Annotated in this window: 9 protein-coding genes; 7 read left to right on the top strand and 2 right to left on the bottom strand. The window is 65.5% G+C overall.

What is annotated here, in order from left to right:
- Positions 1 to 30 precede the first annotated feature (30 nt).
- Genes CEW87_RS08015 through CEW87_RS08005 form a run of 3 tightly spaced genes read left to right on the top strand, consistent with a single transcriptional unit; the run spans position 31 to position 3,880 of the window.
- Entirely contained in the window at positions 31 to 1,458 is a 1,428-nt protein-coding gene (locus CEW87_RS08015) for an AAA family ATPase (RefSeq protein WP_108972211.1), read from the top strand.
- A complete protein-coding gene (locus CEW87_RS08010) occupies positions 1,455 to 3,035 on the top strand; it encodes a VWA domain-containing protein (protein ID WP_108972210.1) in 1,581 nt (526 codons plus the stop codon). The genes CEW87_RS08015 and CEW87_RS08010 overlap by 4 nt, the downstream gene beginning before the upstream one ends.
- Positions 3,032 to 3,880, top strand: a complete 849-nt coding sequence (locus tag CEW87_RS08005) for a Rossmann-like domain-containing protein (protein ID WP_108972209.1) — start codon at positions 3,032 to 3,034, stop codon at positions 3,878 to 3,880. The genes CEW87_RS08010 and CEW87_RS08005 overlap by 4 nt, the downstream gene beginning before the upstream one ends.
- 243 nt (positions 3,881 to 4,123) lie before the next feature.
- Here CEW87_RS08005 and rhuM read toward each other — a convergent pair whose 3' ends face one another.
- Positions 4,124 to 5,125: a virulence protein RhuM/Fic/DOC family protein gene (gene rhuM, locus CEW87_RS08000; RefSeq protein ID WP_108972208.1), complete on the bottom strand. Its 1,002-nt coding sequence runs from the start codon at positions 5,123 to 5,125 to the stop codon at positions 4,124 to 4,126.
- A 300-nt stretch (positions 5,126 to 5,425) separates the two neighbouring features.
- On the opposite strand from rhuM, the gene CEW87_RS07995 reads away from it, so the two are divergent.
- The 4 genes from CEW87_RS07995 to CEW87_RS07980 all read left to right on the top strand — a co-directional run bounded on the left by CEW87_RS07995 (position 5,426) and on the right by CEW87_RS07980 (position 9,411).
- Positions 5,426 to 6,268: an alpha/beta fold hydrolase gene (locus CEW87_RS07995; RefSeq protein ID WP_108972207.1), complete on the top strand. Its 843-nt coding sequence runs from the start codon at positions 5,426 to 5,428 to the stop codon at positions 6,266 to 6,268.
- A gap of 107 nt (positions 6,269 to 6,375) precedes the next feature.
- Complete coding sequence (locus CEW87_RS07990) at positions 6,376 to 6,786, top strand: group III truncated hemoglobin (RefSeq protein ID WP_108972206.1); 411 nt, start codon at positions 6,376 to 6,378, stop codon at positions 6,784 to 6,786.
- A 100-nt stretch (positions 6,787 to 6,886) separates the two neighbouring features.
- Positions 6,887 to 8,983, top strand: coding sequence for an ATP-dependent helicase (locus tag CEW87_RS07985; protein WP_108972205.1), 2,097 nt, complete (start codon positions 6,887 to 6,889; stop codon positions 8,981 to 8,983).
- A gap of 230 nt (positions 8,984 to 9,213) precedes the next feature.
- Positions 9,214 to 9,411 (top strand): hypothetical protein, encoded by a 198-nt coding sequence (locus CEW87_RS07980; protein WP_108972204.1) that lies wholly within the window; start codon positions 9,214 to 9,216, stop codon positions 9,409 to 9,411.
- 48 nt (positions 9,412 to 9,459) lie between these two features.
- Here CEW87_RS07980 and CEW87_RS07975 read toward each other — a convergent pair whose 3' ends face one another.
- Entirely contained in the window at positions 9,460 to 11,250 is a 1,791-nt protein-coding gene (locus CEW87_RS07975) for a diguanylate cyclase (RefSeq protein WP_159098114.1), read from the bottom strand.
- Positions 11,251 to 11,567 lie beyond the last annotated feature (317 nt).

Raw genomic sequence — 11,567 nt, 5'->3', positions numbered from 1 at the left:
CACCACACATCCGGGTGCTAGGATTTCTCCATGGATCAGTCCCTTGCGCATGACTCGAACAGCACCCGCGATCGCCTGTCGCACCTGCTCTCGCATCTCGAAAGCGGGTTGATCGAGCGTCGACGCGCGGTACGCTTCACCCTGCTCGCGGCACTCGCCGGCGAACACAGTCTGCTGATCGGCCCGCCCGGCACGGCGAAGAGCGAGCTTGCCCGGCGCCTGCACACGGTGTTTGCCAACGCACGCTATTTCGAGCGCCTGCTCACCCGCTTCTCGGTACCCGAAGAGCTGTTTGGCCCACTGTCGATCAAGGCCCTCGAGGAAGACCGCTACGAGCGTCACACCGCGGGCTTCCTGCCCGACGCCTCGATTGCCTTCATCGATGAAGTGTTCAAGGCCAACAGCGCAATCCTCAATGCGCTGCTGACGCTGCTCAACGAGCGCGAGTTCGACAACGGCGCCGGCCGCCAGCACTGCCCGCTGATCAGCGTCGTCGGTGCCACCAATGAAGTACCGGAGGACGAAGTCGCCGAAGCCTTTTTCGATCGGTTCCTGCTGCGGGTGCCGGTCGAGCCGGTCAGCCGTGACGGCTTCGCCCAACTGCTCGACACCGCGCACAAGGCCGACTGGACAGCCCCGCCAGCGGCGCTTCGCCTTGACGCAGACGCGCTGACTGCACTCACCCGACAGGCTGCGGCGGTGACGCTGCCGCACGCGGCGAGCACGATTCTGACCGAACTGCGCGAGCATCTGGCCAGCCTGCAGACCTGCGTTTCCGACCGCCGCTGGGTGAAGACCGTGTGGCTGCTGCGCGTGGCGGCCGCGTGCGAAGGGCGCACGGCGGTGGCGCTGTGGGATCTGCTCCTGCTGCCCTGGTGCACCGCGCCCGACGCTGCCCGCCAGGCTGCCGTCGGCACCTGGCTGCAGACGCGCATCGGCGTGAACGAGTGCTTCTCGCCGCCACGCCTAACCCGTGTGGTCGAAGCCTTCGAAGCGCAGCTCGACACCGAGCTGAAGGCCAACGACCTCGACTACGACGCGTCCGGCCGTCTGCGCTTCTCCGCCACCGAGCTCGCCGACGAAGTGGGCGATGCCAAGGGCGGCGCCGGCGCGCTGCGCATGCGCTACAGCCGCCAGCGCCGTTACGGTGCCCGCCACATCGCCGCCCGCACCGGCCAGATCGACGACCTCATCGAACGCATCTCAGGCTATGCCGAAGAACTGGCCGCACAGCGCCAGCACCTCGCCGCCTACCGCAGCACCAGTCTGTGGCTGGAGAGCGAACTGGCAGACCGGGTCGATGCAAACCTGTCGGCGGTCGCCGAAGCGCTTTCAGACCTGCGCCAGCGCGCCGCCGCGACGCGCGAAGGCTTCACCCGCCTGCCCCGCCTGCCCGAGGGCGAAGACCACGGCACGGCGCCGGAGCCGGTCGCCGTGCCGCTGCAACACGACGCATGAGCGCGCCTGCACCCTGCCCGCTGCTGTTCGAGGCCCGCGAACAGCGCCTGGCCGCGCTCGACGCGCTGGCGCGCAACTTGTGGCTGGGCGGCATGACCAATGCGCAGGGCACGCTGGAGGCCCGGCTGTCGGGCCTGCGCCTGCTCGTCGACAGTCTGCTTGCCGGCTGCCTGCCACCGCCCGCCGCGTGGCCGTGGCCACCACCGCCGCTTGCCGCCGCCCTGGCCACCACCATGGCGCAGCTCGGCCTGCCCGGCTACTGCCGCGGGCAACGCGACCTCAGTGTGACCGTGGTGATGAGCATCCTCTTCCACCTCGACCTGATCGTCGATTATCGCGACCGGGGTGCAGACGAGGACACCGCCACCGCCATGGCGCTCGACGCCTTTGCTGCCGACTGGCAGGAGCGCTGCGGCCACATCGACGAACTGGTGGAAGTCTTCGGCATGCTGCCCGATGGCGACCAGAACCTGCGCTGGGACATGATTTGCGGCCAGCTGCGCAGCGAGGGCTGGCAGGAGGTATTGCGCATCCGCCGACTGCTCGAACGCCTGCCCGAACTGGGTCGCCTGATCCGGCAGCTGGGGCGCAGCCGCCAGACCGACGAACCCGAGCGCCGCAGCCAGCGCACGGTGCCGGTCATGGAACGGGCGCTTGCGCAACACCCGCAGCCGCATGCAGTGCATGTGCCCGACCTGCCCGGCGAAACCCGCGGCATCAAGCGCTCGGACCGCATCGCCCGCATGCTGCCGGCCGAAGCCATGCTGCTCGGCCACCCGCGTCTGCGCCTGGTGTGGCACGCCCGCCGCGCCGAACGCACCCTGCTCGCGTACGAAGACGACGACCGCATGGCAGAAGTTCACCAGCACCGCTCACCCGTGTTGCGTCCGCAACCGCAGCCTGCGCCGGACCGACGCATGGAGATGGGCCCCATGCTGATCTGCGTCGACACCTCGGGCTCGATGCAGGGTGGCGCAGAGGCCGTTGCCAAGGCCACTGTCCTCGAAGCGGTGCGCAGCGCCCACGCGCAACATCGCGCATGCCATGTGTTTGCGTTCGGCGGCCCCGACGAGCTGGTGGAAATGGAGCTCGGCGTCGACGCCGGCGGCATCGAACGCCTGATCCGCTTTCTCGGACAGACCTTTCGCGGCGGCACCGACATCTGTGGTCCACTGGAGCGGGCGATCGAAAAACTCGATGCCGCACAATGGCGCCAGGCCGATCTGCTGCTGGCGTCGGACGGGGCATTCGGCGCCACCGCCGATGTCGTCAGCCGCCTCGATCAGGCCAAGACGACGCTGGGCCTGCGCGTTCAGGCCATCCTGATCGGCGACCGCGAAACCATCGGCCTGCTCGAACTGGCCGACGACGTCCTGTGGGTGCGCGACTGGCGTCGCTTCGGCGCATCGGATGCCGACTCGCCGGTTCATTCCAAGAGCCTCACCGCAATGTACTTCCCCGGGGCGCTGCGCAGCCCCGAAAACCGTCGCTCGACCGTTGCCGGCGACACCGCCTCTGCCGCCGTCCGTGCAGGATTGCACCGCGGCGAGCACCTTCCGGATCAGGAACAGACATGACCACCGCCAAGCCCGCACGTTTTGCGGACGACTACCTCGCCCAGCTCGAACGCTTCGCGGCCCGCAGCCCGCTGCCCCGCATCCGCGCACTGCACCTGCCGCCCGCGCAGCCCAACAACGATGGCCGTGGCGAGTTCTGCGCAATCGAACTGGACGATGGTTCGCTCGGCCTGTCCTACGTGCTGCTCGACGACACCCTCGCGCATCTGCACGCACACCCGAAGCACGCGGCCCTCACCGGCACCGATGCGCTCGACCTCGCCCGGCGCTACGCCAGCGGCAGCGGCATCGACAAGACCCTCGGCTTTGCTGCCGCCAACGCCCTGACCCGCTGCCTGTACGACCGCGCCGGTTTCCGCCCTGACGACAGCACCGACTCCATCGGCAGCCTGCAGCCCGCGCCAGGCGAAGCGATCGGCATGATCGGCCTGTTCAAGCCCCTCCTCGGCCGCATCATCGAGGCCGGTGCCAGGCTGACCGTGGTCGAACTCAAGGCCGAGCTCGCGGGCGAGCATGAAGGCTACCGGGTCACGACCGACGCCGAAGCACTCGCCACCTGCACCAAGGTGGTTTCGACCAGCACGCTCCTGCTCAACGACACCCTCGACCGGATGCTCGGCTGCTGCCGCCAGGCACGCTGGTTCGCAATGATCGGCCCCAGCGCCGGTTGCCTGCCCGACGCCCTGTTCGCCCGCGGCGTCACCTTCGTCGGCGGCAGCTGGATCACCGACCCTGCAGCCTTCATCGACGCGCTAAGAAGCGGAACGCGCAGCGCCAGCGCCAGCAAGTACGGCCTGACCCGCGACAACTATCCGGGCTTCGAGGCGCTGCTGGCACGGGTCTGAATTCGCCCGCCTGCTCCGCGATCAGCGCAGCCCCGTGCGCCACCTTCAGGCTGACCCGGCAAGGGAGTTGGAGATACCGATATTGCGGCTGCGGGGCGGCCGACCGGCCTCGTCAACCACTTTAAGGAACATGAGACAAATCAGCTGCTGCAGACAGTCGCGATGGCTCGCCCCTGCGTCGCACAGCGTGATTCAGAAGCGCCGGACACGGGAGGCAAACGATGCGCTTGCGTTCATACGGAATTAGCCTCGGATCAGATTCATGATCAGGTGAATCATCAGTCGCTTTTGCACCGGATCACTCTGCGCCACCAACAGTGCAATCGCCGCCAGCGCGTTGTCATTGATCTTCAGTTCGCCATCCGACTTCAGATGGTGCCGGTTTCGTTGCAGGAACCAGATAAACAGGAAGGCGCCAATGCGCTTGTTGCCATCCGTGAAGGGATGGTTCTTGATGACGAAATAGAGCAGGTGCGCCGCCTGCTCCTCGATGCTCGGGTACAGGTATTCGCCGCCGAACGATTGCAGGATGTTGCCGAGGATGCCGGCAAAGCTGTCGTCCTTCTGGTTGCCGAAAAGCGCCGACGCCTCGCCGCGTCCCAACAGATCCGCCTTCAGCGCAGCGATGCCGGCCAGCGCTTCATTTTCGCGGATTTCATAGTGAATCGTCGTCGCAAAGTCGCCGAGCGGCAGGCGTTCGCTGTCGAACTGATTGAGGAGCACGAAGGTGCGGGCGTAACCCGCGATCACACTCACCAGCCCGCGCGCCTCCGGCAGGCTGGCCTGCTCGATCAGGTTCTGCTGGAACAGGCTCAGCGTACGTTCCAGCTGGCGGATGTTTTCCTGCTGCTGCGCCAGCCGCTGCTGGTTCAGCGCATAACCCCGCACCAGATAATCCTTGAGGATGCGGTTGGCCCAGATGCGGAAGCGGGTGCCTTCTGGTGATTTGACCCGGTAGCCGACGGAGATGATGACGTCGAGGCTGTAGTGCTCGACCTGATAGGTTTTTCCGTCACTGGCAGTATGTGCAAATTTTGCACACACTGACTCTGCCTCAAGCTCACCCTCGACAAATACGTTACGCAGGTGCTTGGAAATCACCGAACGCTCTCTACCGAATAGCAGCCCAAGCTGAGCCTGCGTCAGCCAGACCGTTTCACCCTCCAGGCGCACTTCGGTCGCAATTGAGCCGTCGGCAGATTGATAGATGGCAACCGGCATTTGGGGACTGGTTTGGCTGACCATGATTGACCTCGACAAGTAACCCTATATTCCGAAAGCATGCCATCCACATTATCCTCGCTCCCCGGAATTTTCGTACCATCTTAGCAATTTGCGCGGATGCGTCCGAATAGGGCAGCAGCGCATCGTTGTTCGGGGCTCTGGTTTCAGGTCGCGTCAGCGGACGATGGTGCCCGGCGGTCTTCATCTACCGTCCCTGCTGCCGATCGCCAGCACCGCAAAAGGCCGTCGAGTTTCAGTCGTTCGAGGCTGACGGTGATCACGTAACAGTCCATACGCATGCAGCCCTTATAATCCTGCTCCATGGACACGCTGACCGCCGACGACGGCGAAACCATCCACTTGCGCATTTCCGGCCAGGGGCGCCCGCTGGTGCTGCTGCACGGCTGGACCTCGAGCCACCGCGACTGGACGCCTTTCATCGAGCCGCTGGCGGCGCACTTCCGCATCTTTCGCTGGGACGCCCGTGGCCACGGCGGGCACGCGCCGCTGACCACCACGGTGCCGACCGTGCAGCGGATGGCGCAGGATCTGCACCTCCTGCTGGCACACTACGATGCGCGCGACGCGGTTGTTGTCGGTCACTCGATGGGCGCGCTCACGCTGTGGCAGTACGTGCGCGACTTCGGCTGCGAGCGACTGGGCGGTGCAGTCATTCTCGACCAGTCTCCACGCCTGCTGACCGACTTGAACTGGACTCTCGGTGTCTATGGCGATTTCGACGCGCAGCGCAATGAAGCCTTCATGGCTGCGCTACGCAAGGATTTTGCCGAAGCGGTACTGCGCCTGGTGGCAGACGGCCGGAACGCAGCGGCTGCACAGGCTTATGCGGAGAATACCGAGGGCATCCAGGCCATGCGTCAGCGCCTGCGAAAGCTGGCACCCGCCCCCCTGATCGCCTGCTGGGACAGCCTGACCGCAGCCGACTATCGCCCGGTGCTGGCACAGATGAACATTCCGACCTTGCTGATCTACGGCGGCGAGAGCAATTTCTACTCGACCGCCACCGCCGAGTACGTGGCCAGCCATCTGCCGAACGCGAAACTGCACATCTACGAGGGCGTGGATCATGCCCCGCACCTGTGGAAGCGCGATGCGTTCATCGACGATCTGCTCGAGTTCGCGGGGATGAGCACACGCGTCTGAGTACGCGGCCACGCCGAAGCACATCTGCCAGGGTCACGCAGAAAAGTGGCCGCTCCGCTTATCGGCTATATTTCCCGATGCAGAAACCCGTCCTCAAGAGAACCATCATGTCCGAAGCACCTGCCGTCACCGAAGCCCAGATCGCCGAACTCGTGCAGGTTTTCTACGATCGGGCCCGGCTGGATGACGACCTCGGCCCGGTGTTCAACAACGCCGTCGGTGACTGGGATCACCACCTCGCCATCGTTACCGACTTCTGGTCCAACGCCCTGCTCGGCACCAAGCGCTACGCCGGCCATCCATTCCCGGTGCACATGCGCCTGCCGATCACACGCGAGCACTTCAGCCAGTGGCTGGCGCTGTTCCGCGAAGCCGCCGAAGAGATCCTGCCCCCCGAAACCGCCAAGCTCGCCATCGGCCGCGCCGAATTCATGGCAAAGAGCTTTCGGGCGGGCCTGTTTCCCTTCGATCCGGTCGTCCCATCGTCAGCGACCCGATCAAAAGACACCCCGGCCTGAGCCGGGAAGGCACGCGCAGCAACGCGTGCAATCAATTTGCTGACGTTTGCAGAGCAGGACGAGCACCAAAGCCGGCGTGGAACTGGATAGAATTACAGTCATGACCCATTCCCAGACTCCGTCCGCCACGCCTTCAGACTGGCTCGACCGCCTCAACCCCGCCCAGCGCGAAGCGGTGGAATTTGGCATCGGTCACGGCAGCAACGAGACTCCCGGCCCGCTGCTGGTCATTGCCGGTGCCGGCTCGGGCAAGACCAACACCCTGGCCCACCGTGTTGCACGCCTGATCGTCGGCGGAGCCGACCCTGGACGCATTCTGCTGCTCACTTTCTCGCGCCGCGCAGCGGACGAGATGGGACGGCGGGTGCAACGCATTCTCGGTCAGGCGGCAGCCGACACGCCCTGGCTGGCGCAAGCCAGCCTGCAATGGTCGGGCACCTTCCACGGCATCGGCGCACGCCTGCTGCGCGAGTACGCGGGGCGCATCGGGCTGGACCCAGCATTCACCATCCACGACCGCGAAGACTCCGCCGACCTGATGAACCTCGCCCGTCACGAGGCGGGGCTCTCATCACGCAGCAAACGCTTCCCGCAGAAGAACACCTGTCTCGCAATCTATTCGGCAGTGGTCAATACGCGTGCGCCGCTGAAGGACGTGCTGCAATCGACCTTTCCGTGGTGCGCAGAGTGGGCGGACGACCTGAAAGCCCTGTTCCGCGCCTACGTCGCCGCCAAGCAGGCGCAGCAGGTGCTCGATTACGACGACCTGCTGCTGTACTGGGCGCACATGGTGGCCGATCCGGCGCTGGCAGCAGAGGTCGGCGGCCTGTTCCAGCATGTGCTGGTGGATGAATACCAGGACACCAACCACCTGCAGGCCGAGATCCTGCTGGGCATGAAGCCGGACGGGCGTGGCCTCACCGTGGTCGGCGACGATGCGCAGTCGATCTACGCCTTTCGCGGCGCCACGGTGCGCAACATCCTCGACTTTCCCGCCTGCTTCGAGCCGCCCGCCCATCGCGTGACGCTGGAACAGAACTACCGCTCCACCCGCCCCATCCTCGACGCGGCCAATGCGGTGATCGCGCAGGCGGCGGAGCGCTACAGCAAGGATCTGTGGTCCGAGCGCGACAGCAGCGCCCGGCCGCAACTGGTGTCGGTGCGCGACGATGCCGATCAGGCCGCTTACGTGGTCGAACGCGCGCTCGCCCGCCGTGAGGAAGGCATCCGGCTCAAGCAGCAGGCGGTGCTGTTCCGCGCCGCCAGCCACAGCGCCCGGCTGGAGATGGAGCTGACCCGGCGCAACATCCCCTTCGTGAAGTTCGGCGGGCTCAAGTTTCTCGAAGCCGCCCACGTCAAGGACGTGCTCGCGCTGCAGCGCTGGGCAGAGAACCTGCGCGACCGCGTTTCCGGTTTCAGGGTCGTGCAGTTGCTGGCCGGCATCGGCCCCAAGACCGCCGGTCGCATCCTCGACAACGTGTGTACCGCGCCCGAGGGCTGCGCCCTGCTCGCCGAACAGCCGGTACCCGATGCGGCTCAGCAGGCGTGGAACGAGTTCGCCGCGCTGGTCGAACACCTCGGCCGTGACGATGCACCGTGGCCGACCAGCTTCGAGCTGGCCTGCCGCTGGTACGAAGCGCAAATGCCACGCCTGTACGACGATGCGGCCGTGCGCCAGGGCGACATCCAGCAGATCGGCCGCATTGCCGCCACCTATCCCAGCCGGCAGCGCTTTCTCACCGAGCTTACGCTCGACCCGCCCAGCGCCACCAGCGACGAAGCCGGCATGCCGTTGCTCGACGAGGACTACCTGATCCTGTCCACCCTGCACTCGGCCAAGGGTCAGGAATGGAATGCAGTCACCGTGCTCAACGTGGTGGATGGCTGCATTCCGTCCGACATCGCCACCCGCCACACGGCCGAGATCGAAGAAGAGCGCCGCCTGCTCTATGTCGGCATGACGCGCGCAAAGGACCACCTCGACCTCATCGTGCCGCAGCGTTTCTATGTCACCCAGCAGCAGGGCATGGGCGACCGTCATGTGTATGCCGGGCGCACCCGCTTCATTCCCAACCGCCTGCTGCCGCACTTCGAACAGCACACCTGGCCGGAACCGCCTCCGGAACTGCGCGGCACGCCCGCATCGCGTCAGGCTGCACTCGATCTGGCCGCGAAAATGCGCGGCATGTGGGACTGAGCCCGCCCGCCCCGCAAGACTCGCCTTGAAACTCCGCCAGCACCGACTACGCTGGATGGATGGAGAAAAGCCGGCCCGGCATCGGCGACACCCCGCAGGCTCGTGCGCGGGACTGAAGATCCGCAAAGGCTCCTTCTCCAACATGCATCTGCCACACAAGGCGAGGTCCGGACCTGCCGGGCAGTTGCATCCAGACCGGGTCAAACCCGGCGTCGAGCAAGGAGCGGGCAATGAGAGAGACAAAGGAACACGGCGCTTCAGCCGAGGTGATGGAGCGTCTTCACGCCATGACGCGTGGCCGCAAGATCGTGCTTGCGGTGTTTGTCATCTGGGCGGCACAAGCCATCCCGAAATGGACCGCTGCAATCCTGGCTGATGGCGAGGCATCGGCAACGATCATGAGCTATTTCATCAAGCCACTGGGCTGAGTCTGCTGCCCCAAGGGGCGCGCAGCAAGAACGTCCGGACCGCGGCAGTCAATCGGCTGCGAGCGCGGCGTCCCCGCCTGCAGGCGACACGCCGCAGACACAGCCGCGTCCGGCGCGCTTGGCCTCGTACATGCAACCGTCGGCCTCGCGGATCAGGGCTTCGAGCACCTCATGCTGCCTGCGCTCGACAACCCCGAGGCTGGCCGACAGACAGGCGGCACCGACCTGATCCGCAACCGACATGGCGCGGATATCCGACAGCAGGCGGATGGCCATTGTGCGGGCCTGCTCCGCACTGGTTTCCGGCAACAGCAGGATGAACTCCTCGCCGCCCCACCGTGCGGAGATGTCTCCGCGCCGGCAGTTGCGGTTCAGGGCGCCGGCAACCGCCATCAGCGCCCGATCACCGGTTTCATGCCCGTAGGTATCGTTGATTGCCTTGAAATGGTCGAGGTCGATCAGGATGATCGACAGCGGGCGCCCCTTGCGCACCGCCGTACTCCACACCCCCTCGGCCAGGCCGAGAAAGGCGCGCCGGTTCAGCAAGCCGGTCAGCGGATCGATGCGTGACAGATGCTCGGCCTCGGTGCGTGCAGCCTGAACCAGGCGCATGCGGTAAGCCAGGGCCAGCGCCAGCAGGCTGCCCTCGAGCACCATGCCCAGTTCCGCGGCATGAAAGAAGGCTTCGGAGTACGGCAAGCCGGCCCACACACTCGTCGCGGTCACCGCAGCCCCCGCCATCGCCACCACCGCACCGGCCAGGAAATAACTGGCCGGCCGCCGCCCGTGGCGCAGGCTCAGCACGCCGAGCCCGACCATCAGCACCGAGAAAGCGAGCACGAAAACAAACGCCACCACCGCTGCCGCAGCCTGCGATTGCATGACGACAGTGAGTGCAATGGCCCCCAACCCGATCCGCATGAGGACGCGCACACCACGCTCGGCCTGCGGATGCAGCCGTCCGAGCTCAAGAAAGCTGGAGGCAAAGCGCAGCCCGGCACAGCCAAACAGCACCATCAGCACCAGCGTGACGTACTGCTGGAAGATGACACTCTCCGGCCACAGCCATTCATAGCCGCGCCCCGAGTAGGAGATATTGAGCAGGATGAAGGTGGCGAGATAAAGCGCGTAGTTCAGGTGACTGCTGTCCCGCAGTCCGGCGTAGAGCATCGCGTTGTAGGCAATCAGCGCCAGCAGGAAGCCATACACCATGCCGTAGCCGTAGTCCTGCAAGCGCATTGCCGCCGTCGCGGCATCCGGACTCAACAGGCGAACCGGCAACACCAGCGGGTCGGCGGTCTCGGCACGCAACAGGATCTCGGTGATTCCCGGCTCGAAGTCGTGATCGAAGGCGTAGCCCAGACTGCCCAGCGGATGACGGCGGCTCGCGTCGCCATCGCCCGCAACCCACTGCGAGACAGGCACCCCGCCGCGCACGATGAAGACGTCGAGGCGCTCGATCCAGGATGCTCCCGCCAGCAGTCGCCGGGACACGGCATGACCGCCACGATTGTCGACGGCCAGGTGAAACCACACCGGCTGCGATCCGATACCAAACTTGGGAACCGCCACCCCGGGACGCTCGAACGCGCCCTGCCGCTGCAGTTCCAGGGCCTCCTCCGCGGAGAACGCACCGCCATGCTCAAGCATCACGGCACCCGCACGCCCGAGTGGTTCGGACGTCAGGCTGTCCAGCGCGACGCCCTGCGCATGGGCGGGCGACACACTCATCAATGCAATCCACAGGAGGCCGGACGCCAGCGCCGACCGCATCGCTGCGACACGCACACGACGCAGGCAAAACAGCACAAAGATGGCAATGCGGCCCGGCTTCAGCATGGATCTGACCGGGATTTCAGGCGCCCGGGGGCCGGGCCGTTCGTGAATCGTTTCTGGTATGCGCGCATCAATGCCCTGCTGCCTCATGACTGCGGTGTGCCGCGCGGCACAACCCGCACATCATATTTCATAAATTCACGCAAATGCAGTGGATTTATGTTTTCACGAGACCGAAAACATTAATTTGTGCACAAATACAACGTCCACCAAAGTGAAGCCGCGGACTGGCAAACCCCAAGCCCGCAGGGGCCGCACATTGGAGGGCGTGGACAGGCGATGCCGGTCAAAACTGTGACGACCTGAGCTCAGCCGCGAAT

The organism is Parazoarcus communis (assembly GCF_003111665.1).
Classification (GTDB): Bacteria; Pseudomonadota; Gammaproteobacteria; order Burkholderiales; family Rhodocyclaceae; genus Parazoarcus; species Parazoarcus communis_B.
This window is presented reverse-complemented; position numbering and strand designations above follow the sequence as displayed.

Coding starts and splice junctions, on each gene's coding strand:
- CEW87_RS08015 (WP_108972211.1), top strand. CDS start 31: ATGGATCAGTCCCTTGCGCATGACTCGAACAGCACCCGCGATCGCCTG.
- CEW87_RS08010 (WP_108972210.1), top strand. CDS start 1,455: ATGAGCGCGCCTGCACCCTGCCCGCTGCTGTTCGAGGCCCGCGAACAG.
- CEW87_RS08005 (WP_108972209.1), top strand. CDS start 3,032: ATGACCACCGCCAAGCCCGCACGTTTTGCGGACGACTACCTCGCCCAG.
- rhuM (WP_108972208.1), bottom strand. CDS start 5,125: ATGGTCAGCCAAACCAGTCCCCAAATGCCGGTTGCCATCTATCAATCT.
- CEW87_RS07995 (WP_108972207.1), top strand. CDS start 5,426: ATGGACACGCTGACCGCCGACGACGGCGAAACCATCCACTTGCGCATT.
- CEW87_RS07990 (WP_108972206.1), top strand. CDS start 6,376: ATGTCCGAAGCACCTGCCGTCACCGAAGCCCAGATCGCCGAACTCGTG.
- CEW87_RS07985 (WP_108972205.1), top strand. CDS start 6,887: ATGACCCATTCCCAGACTCCGTCCGCCACGCCTTCAGACTGGCTCGAC.
- CEW87_RS07980 (WP_108972204.1), top strand. CDS start 9,214: ATGAGAGAGACAAAGGAACACGGCGCTTCAGCCGAGGTGATGGAGCGT.
- CEW87_RS07975 (WP_159098114.1), bottom strand. CDS start 11,250: ATGCTGAAGCCGGGCCGCATTGCCATCTTTGTGCTGTTTTGCCTGCGT.